This window comes from Mesorhizobium loti CJ3sym (assembly GCF_000472785.1).
GTDB lineage: Bacteria > Pseudomonadota > Alphaproteobacteria > Rhizobiales > Rhizobiaceae > Mesorhizobium > Mesorhizobium loti_E.
The window spans coordinates 1-18,891 of record NZ_AXAL01000024.1 but is presented as its reverse complement, the minus strand read 5'-3'; the positions used below and the strand labels follow the sequence as shown (position 1 = coordinate 18,891).

The 18,891-nt window shown below is 62.2% G+C and carries 20 protein-coding genes; 9 read left to right on the top strand and 11 right to left on the bottom strand.

Going from position 1 to position 18,891, the window contains the following annotated elements; genetic code table 11:
• Position 1: 1 nt before the first annotated feature.
• Positions 2–1,420 (bottom strand): PLP-dependent aminotransferase family protein, encoded by a 1,419-nt coding sequence (locus tag A3A9_RS0127655; protein WP_027061537.1) that lies wholly within the window; start codon positions 1,418–1,420, stop codon positions 2–4.
• Between the two features lie 105 nt (positions 1,421–1,525).
• On the opposite strand from A3A9_RS0127655, the gene A3A9_RS0127650 reads away from it, so the two are divergent.
• Positions 1,526–2,389 carry a DMT family transporter gene (locus A3A9_RS0127650; RefSeq protein ID WP_027061536.1) on the top strand — a complete coding sequence of 288 codons (864 nt, stop codon included), beginning with the start codon at positions 1,526–1,528 and terminating at the stop codon, positions 2,387–2,389.
• Between the two features lie 19 nt (positions 2,390–2,408).
• Here A3A9_RS0127650 and A3A9_RS0127645 read toward each other — a convergent pair whose 3' ends face one another.
• From A3A9_RS0127645 to A3A9_RS0127635, 3 genes are all read right to left on the bottom strand, one after another.
• Positions 2,409–3,449, bottom strand: a complete 1,041-nt coding sequence (locus tag A3A9_RS0127645) for a zinc-dependent alcohol dehydrogenase family protein (protein WP_027061535.1) — start codon at positions 3,447–3,449, stop codon at positions 2,409–2,411.
• A gap of 126 nt (positions 3,450–3,575) precedes the next feature.
• On the bottom strand, positions 3,576–4,226 hold the full coding sequence (gene maiA, locus A3A9_RS0127640) for a maleylacetoacetate isomerase (protein ID WP_027061534.1): 651 nt from the start codon (positions 4,224–4,226) through the stop codon (positions 3,576–3,578).
• Positions 4,223–4,921, bottom strand: a complete 699-nt coding sequence (locus A3A9_RS0127635; RefSeq protein ID WP_027061533.1) for a fumarylacetoacetate hydrolase family protein — start codon at positions 4,919–4,921, stop codon at positions 4,223–4,225. The genes maiA and A3A9_RS0127635 overlap by 4 nt, the downstream gene beginning before the upstream one ends.
• 189 nt (positions 4,922–5,110) lie before the next feature.
• On the opposite strand from A3A9_RS0127635, the gene A3A9_RS0127630 reads away from it, so the two are divergent.
• The gene (locus tag A3A9_RS0127630) at positions 5,111–5,794 is read left to right on the top strand and encodes a response regulator (protein ID WP_027061532.1); all 684 of its coding nucleotides are present in this window, start codon (positions 5,111–5,113) and stop codon (positions 5,792–5,794) included.
• 118 nt (positions 5,795–5,912) lie between these two features.
• Here A3A9_RS0127630 and A3A9_RS0127625 read toward each other — a convergent pair whose 3' ends face one another.
• Positions 5,913–7,253, bottom strand: a complete 1,341-nt coding sequence (locus A3A9_RS0127625; protein WP_027061531.1) for a hybrid sensor histidine kinase/response regulator — start codon at positions 7,251–7,253, stop codon at positions 5,913–5,915.
• A 4-nt stretch (positions 7,254–7,257) separates the two neighbouring features.
• Entirely contained in the window at positions 7,258–8,493 is a 1,236-nt protein-coding gene (locus A3A9_RS0127620) for an FIST signal transduction protein (RefSeq protein ID WP_027061530.1), read from the bottom strand.
• Positions 8,494–8,690: 197 nt separating this feature from the next.
• Between A3A9_RS0127620 and A3A9_RS0127615 the strand changes: the two genes are divergently transcribed.
• The 4 genes from A3A9_RS0127615 to A3A9_RS0127600 all read left to right on the top strand — a co-directional run bounded on the left by A3A9_RS0127615 (position 8,691) and on the right by A3A9_RS0127600 (position 13,789).
• The gene (locus A3A9_RS0127615) at positions 8,691–9,191 is read left to right on the top strand and encodes a (2Fe-2S)-binding protein (protein WP_027061529.1); all 501 of its coding nucleotides are present in this window, start codon (positions 8,691–8,693) and stop codon (positions 9,189–9,191) included.
• 133 nt (positions 9,192–9,324) lie between these two features.
• The gene (locus A3A9_RS0127610; RefSeq protein ID WP_027061528.1) at positions 9,325–11,676 is read left to right on the top strand and encodes a xanthine dehydrogenase family protein molybdopterin-binding subunit; all 2,352 of its coding nucleotides are present in this window, start codon (positions 9,325–9,327) and stop codon (positions 11,674–11,676) included.
• A 12-nt stretch (positions 11,677–11,688) separates the two neighbouring features.
• The gene (locus tag A3A9_RS0127605) at positions 11,689–12,486 is read left to right on the top strand and encodes an FAD binding domain-containing protein (protein ID WP_027061527.1); all 798 of its coding nucleotides are present in this window, start codon (positions 11,689–11,691) and stop codon (positions 12,484–12,486) included.
• A 280-nt stretch (positions 12,487–12,766) separates the two neighbouring features.
• Positions 12,767–13,789, top strand: coding sequence for an acyltransferase family protein (locus A3A9_RS0127600; RefSeq protein WP_027061526.1), 1,023 nt, complete (start codon positions 12,767–12,769; stop codon positions 13,787–13,789).
• Position 13,790: 1 nt separating this feature from the next.
• Here the strand turns inward: A3A9_RS0127600 and A3A9_RS0127595 are convergent, their stop codons facing one another.
• The 4 genes from A3A9_RS0127595 to A3A9_RS0127580 form a co-directional block, all read right to left on the bottom strand.
• Positions 13,791–14,288 carry an SRPBCC family protein gene (locus A3A9_RS0127595; protein ID WP_027061525.1) on the bottom strand — a complete coding sequence of 166 codons (498 nt, stop codon included), beginning with the start codon at positions 14,286–14,288 and terminating at the stop codon, positions 13,791–13,793.
• 62 nt (positions 14,289–14,350) lie between these two features.
• Complete coding sequence (locus tag A3A9_RS0127590; RefSeq protein ID WP_027061524.1) at positions 14,351–14,839, bottom strand: GNAT family N-acetyltransferase; 489 nt, start codon at positions 14,837–14,839, stop codon at positions 14,351–14,353.
• Positions 14,836–15,594 (bottom strand): copper homeostasis protein CutC, encoded by a 759-nt coding sequence (locus A3A9_RS0127585; protein ID WP_027061523.1) that lies wholly within the window; start codon positions 15,592–15,594, stop codon positions 14,836–14,838. The genes A3A9_RS0127590 and A3A9_RS0127585 overlap by 4 nt, the downstream gene beginning before the upstream one ends.
• A gap of 158 nt (positions 15,595–15,752) precedes the next feature.
• A complete protein-coding gene (locus tag A3A9_RS0127580; RefSeq protein ID WP_027061522.1) occupies positions 15,753–16,184 on the bottom strand; it encodes a cupin domain-containing protein in 432 nt (143 codons plus the stop codon).
• 69 nt (positions 16,185–16,253) lie between these two features.
• On the opposite strand from A3A9_RS0127580, the gene A3A9_RS45890 reads away from it, so the two are divergent.
• The gene (locus A3A9_RS45890; protein ID WP_245279138.1) at positions 16,254–16,826 is read left to right on the top strand and encodes a hypothetical protein; all 573 of its coding nucleotides are present in this window, start codon (positions 16,254–16,256) and stop codon (positions 16,824–16,826) included.
• Positions 16,827–17,280: 454 nt separating this feature from the next.
• On the top strand, positions 17,281–18,141 hold the full coding sequence (locus A3A9_RS0127570; protein ID WP_033838834.1) for a J domain-containing protein: 861 nt from the start codon (positions 17,281–17,283) through the stop codon (positions 18,139–18,141).
• A 102-nt stretch (positions 18,142–18,243) separates the two neighbouring features.
• On the opposite strand, the gene A3A9_RS0127565 is transcribed toward A3A9_RS0127570, so the two are convergent.
• Positions 18,244–18,678 carry a hypothetical protein gene (locus A3A9_RS0127565; protein WP_027061519.1) on the bottom strand — a complete coding sequence of 145 codons (435 nt, stop codon included), beginning with the start codon at positions 18,676–18,678 and terminating at the stop codon, positions 18,244–18,246.
• Positions 18,679–18,728: 50 nt separating this feature from the next.
• On the opposite strand from A3A9_RS0127565, the gene A3A9_RS39625 reads away from it, so the two are divergent.
• The coding region (locus A3A9_RS39625; RefSeq protein ID WP_033838837.1) for a sigma factor-like helix-turn-helix DNA-binding protein at positions 18,729–18,891 on the top strand (163 nt) is incomplete at its 3' end.

Here is an 18,891-nt window from a genome sequence, read left to right as displayed (position 1 = left end):
ATCAGGGCGCCATTGCCGCCTCGACTACCTTGAAAATTCGCGCGTCTTTGCACTGGGCGACGTTGAAGCGTAGAAAACGGCTGGCAGATTGCGACAGGCTGAACGCATTGCCGGGCGCCAGCACGACATTGTCGGTAAGAGCCCGGCGTGCGACTTCGGCTGCGTCGATGCCATCCGGCAGGCCGCACCACAGGAACAGGCCGGCCGGCTGGTCGATCCAGGGCGTGATGCCGATTGCCTTCAGCCGCGTGCCGGTCTCGACCATGGCGCGCGCGAGCCTCGCGCGCAGCAAATCCATGTGCTTGCGGTAACTGCCGTCCTTCAGCAGCGTCAGCACCAGCTCGGCCGCCAGCCGTCCGCCGCCGAAGGTGGTGGCGATCTTGAGGTCGGTCAGGCCCTCGATCCAGTCGCGGGGCGCGGCGATGAAACCGCAGCGCACCGATGCCGACAGCGTCTTGGAGAAGCTGCCGATCTGGACGACGCGGCTGAGGCCATCGAAGGCCGCCAGCCTTGGGGCAGGGGCGTGCTCGAAATCGGCGAAGATGTCGTCCTCGACAATGGTCAAATCCGACTGGTCGGCGAGCTTGAGCAAACGGTGCGCGGTGACCGGCGACAGGATCGCGCCGGTCGGGTTGTGGATGGCGGAGTTGGTGATGTAGAGCCGCGGCCGGTGCTCGGCCAGCGCCTGCGCGAACAGCTCGATGTCAGGACCCGACGGCGTATAGGGAACGCTGACGACCTTGGCGCGGTGGGCGCGCAGCAAAGCGTGGAAATTGAAATAACAGGGGTCGTCGACCAGCACGGTGTCGCCGGGCTCGATCAGGAAGCGGCATAGGAGGTCGATGGCCTGCGTGCCCGATTCCGTCAGCATGATCTGTTCGGGAAAGGCTTCGATGCCATGCCCGGCCATACGCCGCGCCAGCAATTGCCGCAGCGGTGGCAAGCCGAGCGGCGTACCGTAATCGGCAAGCGCGACATCGTCGGCGCGTGCGACCGTGCGCAATGCGCGACGTAAGCCGGCCTGCGGCATCCACGAGGCCGGCAGCCAACCACAGCCGGGCTTCAGGGTCTCGTCGCTGGCGTCCAGCGACTGGCGCGAGACCCAGAGCGGGTCGACGGCACGGTCGAGCCGGGGACCGATCTCGGCCAGCGATAGCGGCGCCAGTGAGCCGGCGGCATAGAAGCCTGAACCCGGCCTCGACCGGATCGTGCCTTCGGCGGCGAGCCGCTCATAGGCTTCGACCACCGTCGATTTGGACACTTGCATGGATTGGGCGAAGGCGCGGATCGAAGGCAGCCGCGCTCCCGGTGTCAGGCTGCGCGAGGCGATCCGCTGGCGGATGGTCGCCATGACGCTTTCGACCAGCGTAGGACTGACCAAGGTTCCCCCGCCGTCAGTTTCAAGAGCGATATCCGTCATCCGTACTGCTCATTTGACCATTACAGTTTCGCTGAATTGTACCCCATTGTCTCTGGCCGCGCCATGGCATCTGTCCGATAGAGGGCGAAAGATAGGGAGCCTGGAATGGACAAGACCGCGAGCGGCTGGCTGAACGGATTTATCGGCGTGCTGATCTTCTCAGGCTCACTGCCGGCGACACGCGTGGCCGTGATGGACTTCGATCCGACATTCGTGACATCGGCCCGCGCCGCGATTGCCGGACTGCTCGGCCTGGCAATGCTGCTCTTGTTCCGGCAGAAACGCCCGGGGCGGGGCGATCTGTTGTCGCTGGTGATCGTCGCACTTGGCGTGGTGGTCGGCTTTCCCTTGCTGACCGCGCTGGCGCTCAAGCATGTCACCTCCGCCCACTCGATCATCTTCGTCGGCCTGCTGCCGCTGGCAACAGCGATCTTCGGCGTGCTGCGCGGCGGCGAGCGTCCTCGACCAGCGTTCTGGCTGTTCTCGTGCATCGGCAGCGCGCTCGTTGCTGGCTTCGCGCTGATGCAAGGCGTGACGGCCTCGCCGGTCGGCGATGGTCTGATGCTTGCAGCCATTGTCGTCTGCGGCCTGGGTTATGCCGAGGGGGCCGCGCTGTCGCGCAGGCTCGGTGGCTGGCAAGTGATCTGCTGGGCGCTGACGCTGTCGCTGCCGATCATGCTGGTGCTGACGTTAGCGACCCTGCCGCTATCCTTTGCGGCGGTCGGCTCCCCCGCCTGGATCGGGCTCGCCTATGTCTCGTTGTTCAGCATGCTGATCGGCTTCGTGTTCTGGTATCGTGGCCTGGCGCAAGGCGGCATTGCCGCCGTTGGCCAATTGCAGTTGCTGCAGCCTTTCTTCGGTCTGGCGCTAGCGGCGACACTGCTGCATGAGCAGGTCAGCCCCATGATGGTGGTCGTTACTCTGGGTGTGGTGATGTGTGTGTTCGGGGCGAAGAAGTTCGCGCGGTAGTTCGGTAGGGCTGCCGCGCCTAGAACTTCGTTACGACCCCAATACCGATGCCCTCGAAGCCACCCATCGCCATCAAGGCTGCGGGCGCTTCGTCGAGGCTGATCTTCTTGCCAACCAGAAGCTCCGGCTTGAGTTTGCCATGGCGGATCATCTCCATCATCGCGGGGTAGCGATAGGCCTGCATACCGTGGCTGCCGAGGATTTCGAGTTCGAAGGCGATGACCTTGTCCATCGGCACCTGCGGGCGGGCGTGCTCGCCCAGCATCAGCCCCACCTGCACATGGCGGCCACGCCGGCGCAGATTGGCAATCGAGTTGAACGAGGTGGTCGGGTGGCCGAGCGCGTCCATCGACATATGCGCGCCGCCATTGGTGATCTGCTTGACGGCCTTGACCACATTGGGCGTCGTCGATGCATTGACGGTGGCGACGGCGCCGATCTTTTTGGCGAACTCCAGTTTCTCGTCGGTGAGGTCGATGGCGATGACATTGGCGCCCATCGAACTGGCGATCATGATCGCCGACAGGCCGACGCCGCCGCAGCCATGCACCGCCACCCATTCGCCCGGCTTTACCCGGCCCTGGTCAACGATGGCGCGAAACGAGGTGACGAAGCGGCAGCCGAGGCTGGCGGCGGTGGCGTATTCCATCTCCGCGGGCAGGCGCACGAGATTGGTGTCGGCGTGCTCGATGCCGACATATTCGGCGAACGAGCCCCAGCCGGTAAAGCCTGGCTGCGTCTGGTGCTCGCAGACCTGGTGGTTGCCCGAGTTGCATTCGAAGCAGCGGCCGCAGCCGACGGCGAACGGAACTGTGACGCGGTCGCCGGCCTTCCAGCGCGTGACCTGCTTGCCGGCTGCAACCACGATGCCGGCCAGTTCATGGCCAGGAACATGCGGCAGCGTGATGCCGTCATCATGGCCCATCCAGCCATGCCAGTCGCTACGGCACAGTCCCGTCGCCTCGACCTTGATGACGACGCCATCGGCAGCCGGCTTCGGATCGGGGACGGTCTGGATCGTCGGCGCTTCGCCGAATTTCTCGAAGACCACGGCTTTCATCGGTCACTCCACCCTTAAGACGGCACGCATTGCCGGAAACGATAGCCGATTCCCTGTCTGGTCAAGCGGAAATCGATTCCGCCAGACATGCTGCTCTGGATGCTGATGCTGCGTGGACAAATGAGATCACTCGGCGTCGATCTGGTTCTGCGGCGCGGCTTTCTGGAAGGCCGGCAGTGCCATGCAGGCGGCATTGATGCGGGTGATCGTCGGGTAGGGCGCCAGGTCGACACCGAAGCGGGCATTGCTGGTGATTTGTGCCGCAAGGCAAATATCGGCGAGCCCCGGTGTCTCGCCGTGGCAGAATATCCCGGTCTCGGATGACGAAGCCAGAATCTTTTCAAGCGGCTGGAAACCTTCGTTCGCCCAGTGGCGGAACCAGTTGATGACGTCCTGGTCGCCGGCGCCAAACAGGGTGCGCAGCGAGGTCAGCACGCGCAGATTGTTCACCGGGTGGATGTCGCAGGCGATCATCTGCGCCAGCATTCTCACGCGCGCCCGGCCAAGTGCATCCCTGGGCAGCAATGGCGGCGCGGGCTGGATCTCGTCGAGATATTCGATGATCGCCAGCGATTGCGTTAGAAGCGTGCCGCCGTCGAGCACCAATGCCGGCACCAGCCCTTGCGGATTGACCGCGAGATAGGATGGTTCCAGGTGATCGCCATGGCGCAGATGATGCGGGACGTAGTTATAGCTGAGGCCCTTCATCTCCAGCGCGATCCGCACCCGGTAGGAGGTGGAGGAACGATAATAATTGTGCAGGACGATGTCGCTCATAACCGGGGCTGGCCGATCGTCACTTCGATCGTGCCGATGCCATCGACACCGCCGGTCATCGTCTCGCCCGGCTTGACGGCGCCGACACCGGCCGGCGTGCCGGTGAAGATCAGGTCGCCGGCTTGCAATTCGACGCCCTCGCTGCAGATCGAGACGATATCGGCAATTGGCCAGATCAGCTCAGCGAGGTCGGCGTCCTGTTTCACCGCGCCGTCGACGGCGAGCCAGATGCGGCCATTCGCGGGGTGCCTGGATTTCTGCGCGGGAACAAGCGGGCCGCAGGGCGCGGAGCGGTCGAAGGCCTTCGACCAGTCCCATGGCCGAGCCGCCTTCTTGGCGACATCCTGCAGATCGCGGCGGGTGAGGTCGATGCCAACGCCATAGCCCCAGACATGATCAAGCGCCTGGTCGCGGGCAATGCGAAAACCTGCCGTACCGATCGCCACCACGAGTTCGATTTCGAAATGCAGGTTTTCGGTCAGTGGCGGGTAGGGGATCTCGCTGCCGGAATCGACGACAGCGTCGGCCGGCTTGGTGAAGAAGAAAGGCGGATCGCGTTCATCATTGCCGAACTCGCGGGCATGCGCTGCATAGTTGCGGCCGACGCAGAAGATGCGCCGCACTGCGAAGCGTTCGCTGGAGCCCGCAATGGCGACTGAAGGCGTGGGGGGCACGGGAAGAACAAAGTCGGTCATGGTCTGTCTCTGCAGGAAGGTCACGGGCACCTTTGACCGATTTCGGGGGCCGGGCAAGCGTCGCATCTGGCGCAGCAGCGATTCGCAAAAGATCGTGCAAGGAATCCGGATGGCGGCGGTATACTATTTGGCAATAATCCGGCCATGGTCACGGGACTATGCTGTCGCCGGTAAATCGGAACGAGCCACATGACAGCAGCCAATGATCGCGCCCGGTTCCTGATCATCGACGACCATCCGCTGTTTCGCGAGGCGCTGCACAGTGCCGTGCAGATGGCCTATCCGGAGGTCGACACGGTGGAGGCGCGTTCGATCACCGAGGCGTTTGAACTTCTGGCCGACGCCAAGCCGTTCGACCTTGCGCTTCTCGATCTCTCAATGCCCGACGTGCATGGCTTCGACGGGCTGCTGCAGCTCAGGACCCGCTATCCGCGCCTGCCGGTGGTGATCGTGTCGGGTTACGAGGAGCCCAAGATCATTTCCGAGGCTTTGTCCTATGGCGCCGCCGGCTTCATCCCGAAATCGGCGCGCAAGAGCGACCTGGCCGCCGCAATCCGCACGGTGATGGACGGCGCGATCTATGTGCCGGAAATCTATGAAGGCCAGCCGGCGGACGCCGATAGCGTCGACCGCGCCGACATGGTCCAGCGCCTGTCCAAGCTGACGCCGCAGCAACTGCGGGTGCTGCAGATGCTGCGCCAGGGCCTGCTCAACAAACAGATCGCCTATGAGCTGCAGGTGGGCGAGACCACGGTGAAGGCGCATGTCTCGGAGATCCTGCGCAAGCTGAATGTATATAGCCGCACGCAAGCGGTCATCGAGGTTTCGAAGCTGGATAATGCCGAGCTGTTTAGGGATCAGGCGGGATTTTGATCTTTACCCTCCTCCTTGTGGGGAGGGTCGATCCGCGAAGCGGAGCGGGGAGGGGAGCTTGGCGCTGCCATCCCGGCGCTACGCGCCGACCCTCCCCATCAAGGGGAGGGTAAAGCCCCTAGGCCAGCAAATGCGCCAGCAGCGCCCTTAGCTGCGCCGGCTTCAGTGGCTTGCGCATCAGTTCGATGCCGCCGGCCCTTGCCGCCTTGGCGACGGCTTCGGAACTGTCGGCGGTGACGATCAGCGCCGGCACGGCGCGGCCTAGATAGTCGCGGACTTCCGATATGGTGGCGGTGCCCAAGTCGCCGCCGTCTAGATGCTGGTCGGCAATGACGATGTCGGGCACCCAGTCGGTGTCGCCGAGCAGGTCCATTGCATCGTCGGTCGAGGTCGCGGACCGCACCAGGCACTGCCAGCGCTCGAGCAGGAAGGTCATGGCCTCCAGCACCTCGATGTCGTTCTCGACCAGCAGCACCTTGGTGCCGAACAGGCCGTAGCCGCGCGACCGCTCCAGACTGGTGGCGCTGGCGATGGCGTCGGCGGGCGCGCCGATACCGACGGGGACATCGATGTGGAAGATCGTGCCGCGCCCGACCTTCGACGAGAAGGTCACGGGATGGCCGAGCGCGCCGGCCATGCGGCGTACGATGGCAAGCCCGAGCCCGAGACCGTTGCCGTCACGTTCCGAACTGGCCGGTGAGGTGCCGCGATGGAACTCCTCGAACACCGCCTCGCGCTGGTCCTCGGGAATGCCGCAGCCGGTATCGGCGACATCGATGCGGATGGTGTCGCCGCGATGCCTGGTGCCGACCAGGACGCCGCCCGAACGTGTATAGCCCAGCGCGTTGGAGAGGATGTTCTGCAAGATGCGGCGCAGCAGCGTCCGGTCGGAACGGACGACGGCACCGACCGGCCGGAACTTCAGCGACAGGCCCTTCATTTCCGCGACAGGCTGGAAATCCGAGCGCAGCGACGAGAACAGCGCCTCCAGGCTGACGTCGCCGATATCAGGCTCCACCACGCCGGCGTCGAGCTTGGAAATGTCGAGCAAGGTGCGCAGCAGGTCCTCCATCGTTTCCAGCGAGCGCTCGACCTGCCGCACCAGCTTCCGGCCTTCGTCGCTGGTCTGGACCTCGGCGAGTGCCGACACGGACAGGTGGGCCGCGTTCAGCGGCTGCAGCACGTCATGGCTGGCGGCGGCGAGGAACCTCGTCTTGGAGAGGTTCGCCAGCTCGGCATTTTCCTTTGCGGCGCTGAGATCGATGTTGGATTGTTCCAGCCTGCGCAGCGTCGAGTGCAACTCTTCCGTGCGCGTACGCACGCGGTTTTCCAGCGAGATCGCGGTCTGGAACAGCGAGAAGGCATTGCCTTGCTGGTCCATCGAGCGCTCGACGCGGCTGACCAGGGCGGCGTTGATCTTCTTCAGCTTTTCGAGGTCGTTTATGTCCTTGAGCGGCATCTTGTCATTCCGCTGCTTGCCGTTCGCCGAAGGCAATGCCGGTGAAGGTCTGGTTCAAATGCATCGACCGGTACTGTTCGCCATAGGTGCCAAAGCCGATGACCTTGTTGACCCGGTAGAGTTCCGAAATGTCGCGAAAGACCTGCCGGTTGCGCGCATCGAGCCGGCGCAGCACGCAGTCGAAGCCGAGGATCATGTCGATCCCGCCCAGCCTCTCCTCGACTTCGCGCAGGGCCGCGCGTGTCGATTCGACCATGTCCTTGGGCTGGGCGATCGACAGCACGACACCGTCGTCGATCGCGCAGAAGAACGACAGCGAGCCATCCGGGTGCATCTTCTGGATCGAGCGACAGTAATATTCGCCGCCCACCTTCACCACCACCGGATGCGAGGCGAAGCTCAGCGGCGTCAAGGTCTGCGGCACGATGCCGACGGAAGCGGCATACTCCTCCGCCGCATTGGTGGCGTTGAACTCGCGCACAATGCGGTGATCGGCGTCGGACGCTGTGACCACCAGCTTTTCGTCGGTGGGAACGAAATTGTCGGTCTTGAAGACGTGGAACGGAATTTCCGTTGATATCAGCACGATGATGGCACTATCCGAGGTGACCCGGCCGTTGGAGATCAAGCGGGTCGTCTCGAATTTCAGATCGTCGCCGGCCGAGCCGCCGAGCAGCGGTATGTCGTCGAGCCTCCAATGGATGGCGGAGCTGACTGCTTCCTCGGCATAGGACAGCCCGTCGATGAAGCAGAGCGCGAAGGTGTTGCTGGTCTGCTCCACGCCAACCCGGCCGCGCAGCGTGCGCCGCAAGGCCTCGACCTCGCCGGTGATCCTGTCCATGCCCGACGAGGACAAATTGTCGACCATGGTGCTGACCGCGGTAAATGCGACCGAGGGAAGCAGCATCGCCAGCATATGGCCTTCCTCGAGCCCTTGCGGCGTGATCTCGCCGGCGGTGGAACAGCCGGCATGATGGAGTCCTGGCGCGTAGGCCATGAGTGCCCGCGACAGGGCCCCGGCCTCGACAAGGCTCTGGGAAAAGAAGACGAGGGCAAAGCCGGCGTTGATTGCAGCCGCCTCGGTGGCCACCGCGCGTGCAAAAATATCCGGGTCGGGCTCGTCCGTGGTCAACGCCGACAAGCCGCATGCGTAGCGCGTCCGTGAACTGGCCAGCGGCGTTCTCCGAAATTCCTCCGACGCATTTTTGTGCGCGTCGGGCGCGCCAGCGTCGGTCGGCATTGTTGCCCCCAATCCGTGCTTTGGCAATGGGCCGGCTGGCAATGCAACTTTGGGCTTGGCCATGACCGAAAGTACAAGGTTCGGCGTTTTCGGCGCGCTGTTTTTTGCCCGTTATGCAGTGTACGAATAACGCATGGCCGAAGTGCCAGCGGCGCGTCGGCAGCGTGACGACCAAGGTTGATACCCAGGGAGGATTCATGTCTGATATTTCGTTTGTTGTGAACGGAAGGCGGGTCAGCGGCGCCGCCGAGGATCGAACGTTGCTGGTTCATTTCCTGCGCGAGAATCTCGGCCTCACCGGCAGCCATGTCGGCTGCGACACCTCGCAATGCGGCGCATGTGTCGTCCATGTCGACGGCAAGGCGGTGAAGTCCTGCACCATGCTCGCTGCACAGGCCTCCGGGTCGACCATCGTGACGATCGAAGGCCTCGCCAACGGCGCCGATCTGCATCCCGTGCAGGCAGCCTTCAAGGAACATCACGGCCTGCAATGCGGCTTCTGCACGCCAGGCATGATCATGACGGCGACCGACATGATCAACCGCCATCCGGAGGGCCTCGACGAGGCGACGGTGCGGGCCGAGCTCGAAGGCAACATCTGCCGCTGCACCGGCTACCACAACATCGTCAAGGCGATCCTCGCCGCATCGAAGACGATGTCGAAGGTGTCGAAGGGCAAAGCCAAGCAAGCGGCGTGAGGGAAATGAGCGAGTAGCGAGTAGGGAATAGCGAGTAGTCAGTGTCCCTCTGACAAGCTCCACCCCGCCGTTCTTCGCCGCTCGCTACTCCCTATTCGCTACTCACTATTCGCTATCTCGGGAGGAATTTCTTATGGCCATTGAAGGCGTTGGCGCTCGGGTCGCGCGCAAGGAAGACAAAAGGTTCATTACCGGCGCCGGCCGCTATGTCGACGACATGGTGGTTCCCGGCATGAAGCATGCGGCCTTCGTGCGCAGCCCGCACGCTCATGCGCAGATCAAGAAGATCGACGTGAAGAAAGCGCAAGCCATGCCCGGCGTCATCGGTGTGCTGACCGGCAAGGAGCTCAAGGCCGACGGCATTGGCAATCTCATCTGCGGCTGGATGATCCATTCCAAGGACGGTTCGCCGATGAAGATGGGGGCGTGGTCGCCGCTGGCCTTCGACAAGGTCCGCTATGTCGGCGATGCGGTGGTCATCGTGGTCGCCGAGACCAAGGGCCAGGCCCGTGACGCGGCCGAAGCGGTCGAGATCACCTACAAGGAATTGAAGGCTGTCGTCGATGCCTCGAAGGCCATGGACAAGGGCGCACCGCAGATCCATCCGGAGGCCGAAAACAACCTGATCTTCGACTGGGACATCGGCAATGCCGACGACACCGCCGCCGCCTTCAAGAAGGCAGCTCATGTCGTCAAGATGGACATCATCAACAACCGGTTGGTTCCCAATGCCATGGAGCCGCGCGCCGCACTTGGCCATTACGACAAGGCCGAGGACCACTACACCTGCTGGACGACGTCGCAGAACCCGCATGTCGCGCGGCTGGTGATGAGCGCCTTCTACAATGTCGCGCCGGAAAACAAGCTGCGCGTCATCGCGCCTGACGTCGGCGGCGGCTTCGGCTCGAAGATCTATATCTACCCGGAAGAGCTGGTCTGCCTGTGGGCCTCGAAGAAGACCGGCGTTCCGGTCAAATGGGTGGCTGACCGAACCGAAAGCTTCCTCACCGACGCGCATGGCCGCGACCATCACACCCATGCCGAAATGGCCTTCGATAAGGATCACAAGATCCTTGGTCTCAAGGTCGAGACGCAGGCCAATCTCGGCGCCTACATGTCGCTGTTCTCGTCGGCGACCCCGACCTATCTCTACGCGACGCTGCTGTCGGGCCAGTACAACATTCCGGCTATCCACGCCAATGTGAAGGCGATCTACACCAACACCGCACCTGTCGATGCCTATCGCGGGGCAGGACGGCCGGAGGCGACCTTCGTCATGGAACGCCTGATGGAGACCGCTGCCCGCCAGTTCGGCGTTTCGCCGGCGGAGTTGCGGCGCAAAAACTTCGTCACTTCGTTCCCGCATCAGACGCCGGTCATCATGTGCTATGACGCCGGCGATTATGCGGCTTCGCTCGATGCGGCCATGAAAGCTTCGGACTACGCCGGCTTTGCCAAGCGCAAGGCCGCCGCCGCCAAAAAGGGACTGCTGCGCGGCATCGGCATGAGCTGCTACATCGAGGCCTGCGGCATCGCGCCGTCGGCGGCGGTAGGCAGCCTTGGCGCCGGCGTCGGCCTGTGGGAATCGGCGGAAGTGCGCGTCAACGCCGTCGGCACGATCGAGGTGCTGACCGGCTCGCACAGCCATGGCCAGGGCCATGAGACGACGTTCGCGCAACTGGTCAATGAGCGCTTCGGCGTGCCGATCGATTCTGTTTCGATCGTCCATGGCGATACCGACAAGGTGCAGATGGGCATGGGCACCTACGGCTCGCGCTCGGGTGCGGTCGGCATGTCGGCCATCGTCAAGGCGCTCGACAAGGTCGAGGCCAAGGCCAAGAAGATCGCCGCCCACCTGCTAGAAGCCGACGAGGGCGACATCATCATCGAGAATGGCGCGCTGAAGGTCGCTGGCACAGACAAGAATGTGCCGTGGTTCCAGATGGCGCTTGCCGCCTATACCGCTCACAATCTGCCGGGCGGTATGGAACCCGGCTTGAAGGAGACGGCGTTCTACGATCCGTCGAACTTCACCTTCCCGGCGGGCTGCTACATCTGCGAGGTGGAGGTCGATCCGGAGACCGGCACGACCGAGATCATACAGTTCGTCGCCGCCGATGATTTCGGCAACATCATCAATCCGATGATCGTCGAGGGCCAGGTGCATGGCGGTATTGCCCAAGGCATTGGCCAGGCGCTGCTGGAAGGTGCTCACTACGACGATAGCGGCCAGCTGCTGACGGCGAGCTATATGGATTACACGATGCCGCGCGCCGGCGATCTGCCGTCATTCAAGGTCTCGACCTCGAACACGCCATGCCCGGGCAACCCGCTTGGCATCAAGGGCTGCGGTGAGGCGGGCGCCATCGGCTCGCCGCCGGCGGTGATCAACGCCATCACCGATGCCATCGGCAGCAATGATCTCGGCATGCCTGCTTCGCCGTCCACCGTGTGGGCAGCGATCCGCGCCGTGACGAAGCACTGAGGAGGAACAACCATGTATTCGGTCAACTATCACCGTGCCGCCTCGGTCGCTGACGCCGCCAAGCTCGTGAAGAGTGGCGACGCCAAGCTGCTCTCCGGCGGCATGACCTTGATCCCGGCCATGAAGACGCGGTTGGCGGCACCCTCCGACCTTGTCGACCTCTCACGCATAAGGGATTTGCAGGGGATAAAAGTGTCGGGCAAGACGGTCACCATCGGTGCCGCCACCACGCATTTCGATGTTGCCAATGACGATAAGCTGCGTAAGGCCTGTCCGGCGCTGGCGCATCTGGCATCGCTGATCGGCGATCCGGCGGTGCGCCACAAGGGCACGATCGGCGGCTCGATCGCCAACAACGATCCGGCGGCGGATTATCCGGCCGCACTGCTGGCGCTCGGTGCCACCATCATCACCAACAAGCGCGAGATACCGGCCGACAAATTCTTCAAGGGGCTGTTCGAAACCTCGTTGAAGGATGGCGAGATCGTGACGGCGGTTACCTTCACCGCGCCGGCAAAGGCGGCTTACGAGAAATTCCGCAATCCGGCCTCGCGCTACGCGATCGTCGGCGTGTTCGTGGCCAAGGGCAAGGACGGCGTCAGCGTTGCCGTGACCGGCGCCGGCGACGACGGTGTCTTCCGCTCGAAGGAAATCGAAGCAGCACTGGCAAAGAATTTCGACGCCGCCTCGCTCGCCGGCGTCAAGGTGCCGGCGAAGAACCTGATGAGCGACATCCATGCTTCATCAGACTACCGCGCCAATCTGATCGCGGTGATGGCCAAGCGCGCCGTGGCAGCGGCCAACGCCTGACGCGAACTCATAGTTGTCGACGAGGAAAGGGGCCGGCGTGGCCCCTTTTTCGTCCGTGGCGGCCGGTAGCCCCGCCCAGTTCTCGATTGGATAGCAGCAGCGCACATCCCTTTTGCTTGAAGCAATTCCGGCTCGGACTGGCCCGGAAACCGCGTCGGCGGCAATCTCGCACTTGCACAAATTTATATTGCACTGCAGTATGGGCTTGGCCGGGGATGCGAGCCGGGTTCGGAATGCGTACCGCCGTGCCCTTTCGCATGACCAGTGCGAAAGGATCGGCATGTCCGAAATTTCCGCGACCCATATGATTCCGTCCCAGTCCGTCGTCGACAGACCGGCCAGGACAAGACTGGCCTATCTCGATGGCTGGCGCGGCCTGTCGATCGCCCTGGTGCTGATCGGTCATTTTTTTCCGGTTCCTGGAATCAATCTCGGCGTGCTGGGCGTCGAGTTCTTCTTCGTGCTCTCCGGCCGGCTGATGGCCGAGATCCTGTTCATCGAACGCTATCCGCTGAAGAAGTTCTTCAAACGCCGCTTTTCACGCATCTATCCAGCACTTCTGGTCTTCGTCGTCATCGCCATGGTCGCGCTCTCCGGCACGTTCATCGCCTTCAAATGGAAGGCGGCTCTGACGGCGCTGACATTCACCTACAATTACGCCGGGATTCTCGTCACCCGTGCCGGGGCGCTGGACCATATCTGGTCGCTCTGCGTCGAGGAGCATGCCTATGTGATCCTGGCGCTGATCAGCGTGTTCGTTGCCAGCCGCGGCCGCGTCGTCCCGCTGCTTGTGGCGCTGGCCTTGCTGGCGATGGTCAACGGTGCGGTCTCGTACTGGTTTCTCCACATGGATTATGAGACGTCTTATTGGCGGACGGATGTGCACATCGCGTCGATCCTGCTGTCGGCGGCAATCTGCCTGCTGAAGGCAGACGATCAACTTCCGGCGCTGCTGAAAGGGCCTTTTGTCGCTCCGGCTGCCGCCGCGGCCGCGGTTCTGCTGTTCATGGACGCAGTGCCGACGCCGATCCACTATCTTCTCGCCGTGCCGTTGCTGGCCCTGGCCGTGAATACACTCGATTTCAGCAGCGGCTACCTCAGCGGAGTGCTGTCCGCCTTGCCGATGACGATGCTCGGCCTGTGGTCGTACTCGCTCTATCTGTGGCAGCAACCGTTCTACAAATTCGTCTACGAGCAAGGCAGCAACCCATGGCCGATGCTGGCCGGGGTCTTTGCCTGCGCGCTGTGCAGCTACTACCTGATCGAGCGTCCGGCGCGCGAATGGTTGAACCGCAACTGGTGATTCAGGCCTCATCGCGCCGAGGCACTGTTGTTCCGAGCCTGAGATAGCGCCGCAGGCCGGCTTCGCCGCGCGGCGTTGTCCAGCGATGGTTCCAGGCGAAGGCCGGCCGCAGCAGAGGGGCGAGGAATTTGAGGATCGGCCTCTCGACCGTGACCTGCCAAGTCAGCTGGACATGGGTGCCGGTGCCCAACGGCGACAGTTCGGCCCGCCACAGCCCGTCGAAGTCGCCAAAGGTTTTCACGACGACCAGCCGGCCAGGGTCGAGTTCGGCCGCCTCGATGATGAAGTTCAGCTCATAGGGCAGGGCGCCGCGCGCCCGCGCTCTTGCCCGCGCGCCAACGGCCGCCTTGCCCTTTTTGTCGAGCGGCACGACCTCCTTGTAGACCTCGCCCCACCACAGCGGCAGCAATTCGGCGTCGGAGAGCACGTCCCACACTTGCTGGGGCGTGCCTTCGGGAATGTGCCAGCTTTCGTCGAAGCGGAAGACGTTGCTTGGCATCGCGGTTCCTCCTGTTGGCGGAACCCTTATATTAGGTGGAGCTTCTTTATGTTTCTAGCGGGTCAGGCGGTGATCTGCCTGGCATAGTAGCGCACCGCTTTCTTGCCGCCATGGATCACCGCGTCGCCGACTTCGGCGAAACCAAGGGCGGCGTGGAAGGCATCCGAGGCCGGGTTGGGCGGATCGGCGTTGACCTCGCAGGTGACCAGCGTGTGGCCGGCGCGCTCCGCATGCTCGAACAGGTCCTGATAGAGCCGGCGTGCATGGCCGCGGCCCCTTGCATGCGCCGCCACGACCACGCGATCGACATAGATGAAGCGTTCATACCGTTCGCGGAACCAGACAAAATTCGGGCTGTCGTAATTGGCCTTCTGGTCGAAGGTCATGATGAAAGCTTCGAGATCGCCGATGCGGCGCGCGTAGAATGCCTCGCCAAGCAGGAACGACAGCCGCTCGGCCTCGAGCCAGGACAGTTCGGCGGCATGTTCGTTGTTGAGCGCCAGAATGGCTGCTTCGTCGTCTTGCGCTATGCGGTCTATCTCGGAGGTCATGCCTTGGCCGCCGCGATCGTCGCTGCCACCAGCGGCGTGTCCGTCAATGTGTTGCGGTATTCGCGGTCGAGATCGGAGCCGCCCATGCCGACCTTGGCATTGCGGTAGCGCATGGCGCTCGGCACATCCTTCAGCGCGGCGAAATGCATTTCGGCCAGCCCGGTCTCTTCGCGCACCTCGGCGATGTTGGCGAGATCGAGCCCGCCGCAGCCGAGGATGATGATGCGGTCGCCGGCCTGTCGCACCAGATCCGCCAGCAACGGCAGGCCTTCGATCGCCGTGTCGCGCTGGCCGCTGGTCAGCACACGGCCGACCTTGCAGCGGATCAGCGCCTCCAGCGCCTCGGTCGGATCGCGCGTCATGTCGAACGCGCGATGGCAGGTGACGTTCAAAGGCCCTGCCGCTTGCGTCAGTTCGCCCATGCGCTTCTCGTCGATGGTGCCGTCGGCGTTCAGGCAGCCGAACACCACGCCGGGCACGCCGAGATCGCGAAGTGCTTCGACATCGACAAGCATCGAGCGGTACTCGGTCTCGCTGTAGAGAAAATCGCCGCCGCGCGGCCGCACCATGACGTGAAACGGCGCGGTTGCCTGATCGAGGGCCGCGCGCACCGTGCCGAGGCTTGGGGTGATGCCGCCTTCGACCAGGCTGGCGCACAGCTCGACCCGGTCGGCGCCGGCGGCCTGCGCGGCGAGCAGGCCATCAATGCCTTCGACACAGATTTCGATCAGTGGCGGGCGGCTTTCTGCGGTCAAAGGACGATCCACTCCATGAAGTTGCGCAAAGCCCTAGCATCGGACCGGTTGCCAGGAAAGCATGAATGGTGCGTCGCCATTTGGGCCAAGCAGCAGCCGGGGCAAGCGGGCGGCGCAGTGCCTTCCCGCCGCCTTCGTTGCGGGCATAGGCTTGGTGGCTACTGGCGCAATTCCGTGTTCTTGGCGCCTTCCTCGACCTGATCGATCACCAGGAGCTTGACCTCGATATCACCGATATTGGTGGCCTGATGCCACTGGCCGATCATTTCGATGATGAAATCGCCGGTCTTGTAGGTGTTGCTGTTGCCGGTCTCGACATTGGTGACCTTGAGCGTTCCGGCCTCGACATAGGCGTAGCGCGGGAAGGGGTGCCGGTGCACCGGCAAGGTTGCGCCGACCGCGATGTCGTAGGTCGACACCAGCACCTGCACGTTCTTCTGCGGCAGCGTGATCGGCTGGCCGGACGCGGTGGTCGTGCGTGATGCAAGCGGCGTGACGACGACAGGCGTGCCGCTGCTGTCGAGTGCCAGGGCGCAATTTGCATAAAGTGCAGTAGCAAGCAGCAGCACCGATATCAGGATTTTCCGCATGATTCCTCCCTGAACCGACGCATCTATCGCGCGGCGGCAAACCGCGCGCAAGCGGGAGCGGCGCGATGAATGGCTCCATCGACCCACGAGCCGAAATCTTCCTTCATATTCCGCCGCCGCCTCTTCCATCGAGGGCCGATCAGTTGGTCTGTTTATCGTCTTCGTCAGGAGACAGGGCTGGTTCTACCCCGGCCTTCGGCGTTGCCGGATTTGACCCAGCGCAATGCGGCGTCGGATCGGCAACCCCATAAGGTTGCATACAGTCGTAGGAGCTCGGATATGACGTATGATGCAATGACCAAACGCGCTGTGGCAGGCACGACCGTCTCCTTTCCGCCAACCGGAGCTGCGGCGGCAGAAGGGATTTTTGCCGCAAACTCGAACGAAAGCCCCATCCTGGCTAGCTTCCGCCGGTGGCAGGCACTGATGAATTCGATCTCCTTCGACATTTCCGACTGCGATCTGAAACGCGTCTATCAGGACATGTCGGAGATCGTGCAGGCGATGCTTGCCATCTCGGCTACAAACACGCAGGAGTTCGCGGCGCAGTTCCTGCTTGTTTGCAGCGGTGACGCGATCGAATACCGTCAGGCAGCCCGACAGCTCCATGCCCACGCGCGAATTCTTGTCGGTATCGCGTAAGGGCACTGCCGGATGACATCGGACTTATGGGGTCGAGGATTATGTCCACATCCTGAACACGCCGGGATAGCGCTAACGATACACGAGTTTGAATACCACCTGCAGGCTGCCTGAGGTGGTTGGCCGTTTGCTAAACGGGGCGGTCTTGTCGTGAAGCATTTGAAGTTTTTGGCTCCCCGGGCCGGACAAGTTAGATAAATCGAACCGGGTGCAAAAAGGCCAAAAAATCTTTTAAATCCAATCGCTTGCTGCGACCGTCTCCCCAAAACGTTGACCGCCTTGGTGTATCTCAAGGGGTAGCAGCGGTGTATCTCTTGGTCAACCCTATTTTGCGCTGTGTGCGTCTGCAAAATAGCGAACAACGACGTCTCCTTATAGCCAGAGCAACTCACAAGCTGGAGTGCAAGGCTTGATCCGCTCTGTTATAGGCGGAAGTACACACGGGGTGGTAGACATGGAAGCTGGATTAGACATCAAAAAGGCAATGCAACTGCTGGGTGTCTCAGATGCAACGCCAATGCCCGAAGTGACAAAGGCGTTTCGCAAACTGAGCAAGAAACATCATCCCGATGTGAGTGGAGATGGCGAGGTCCAGTCTCTACTAAACCAAGCTCACAAGCTCCTATCGGAGCATCATGCCAACAGGGCCATCATCCCAACCGCTGTTCAGGACCTCGCCGAAGTAGTAGCCCGCAACAATCAGGTGATAGAGCAAACCGCCGTCGCCCAGCGCCGGGCACTTGAGGGTCAAGAAGCGAAGCGGTCTGCTGACGAACTGACGCGAAAGATTGCGACACGTGTTACCCGACCCTTTCAGCTTGTGAAGTACATGGCCTTTCTCGGTACGGCGATGGCCGGAGCCATCGGTTGGCTTGGTGGCGAAGCCATGCAACTGGATGCACAGGGATTTGGCCCGGAACAATTGCATACATACAAGATGATAGCGATTTCCTTCGGGGCTCTTAGCGCTATCCTGCAGTTTCTCGTATCCGATTACAATCATCGTGTTGGGGCGTTCACCGAAAGTCTCGGAGACGAAGAGGTTTGCATCGAGGAACTCAATCGGTTCGGCTTGTCAAAGAGAGAGTTTGTCATTCAAGACCTGTCGCCGCAAATCGCGAGCCGAGGCGATTTGTTTGGAGGGGATCCACTACTTCGCTGGCTTCGAATAAATAGCTCTGAGAGGTTGCGGCTGACCTTGTTTAAAGCGCTTGAGTTGGGCATTTTGGAGCGGCCGGCGGGTTCGAAACGCCGCTATCGGGTATCTGACGAGTATGCAGATCAGTTCCAGTTGGAACCGGATGCCGAAGAATAGCCCTTCGGATGATGCTGAGAGCGGCAGTCATTCTGACGGTAGCCTGTGGAAAGGCCTACCCCGACACACCTCTTGGGGCGATGCATCGGGGTGAGAATTGCGTCAGTCAGCGAAGGCCGTGCCGGTCTGCCTGGCGGCTGCTATGGCTTGGGCATGCCCATGGAAGACATGCCATTCACCCTTGGCTGCAGCCCTGCGCAGCGCCCGATAATCCGCCTCGTCGACATGCTCGAAGTAGGTCTGAAGGTTCAGCCCATGCTGCCTAAGCACGTTGCGGTCGAGGTGCTGAGTGAATGCAGTCTCGACCACAGCCGCCTCCACCTCGTCGATGCCGTAGGCTTCACCAGCAAGGATTTCTCCGGTCTCCACATAGGCGTCGACGATGAACTGCTGTTGTGGCTCGCTGTGGGTGTCCCTGAAGCGGTCAAGGCTCTGGTCGGCCATGCGCACAAACTCGGCATGCTGCTTCTCTTCCTGTTGATTGCCACTGAGAACTGACCCGGCAACCCAGGATATTTCCACCGAGAATTGACCCATGTTTGACCCTTACCCTGCGTTTTTTCAGCGGGGATTACGGAGTGATCGACATGGCATTATTGAGCGTGATCCGACGCTGGCATTATCGAGAACATTTATCGATCCGAGAGATTAGCCGTAGGACCGGCCTGTCTCGGAATACGGTGCGCAAATACCTGCGGGTGGGCGAGGTAGAGCCGAAGTTCAAGGTTCCAGAGCGGCCGAGCAGGCTTG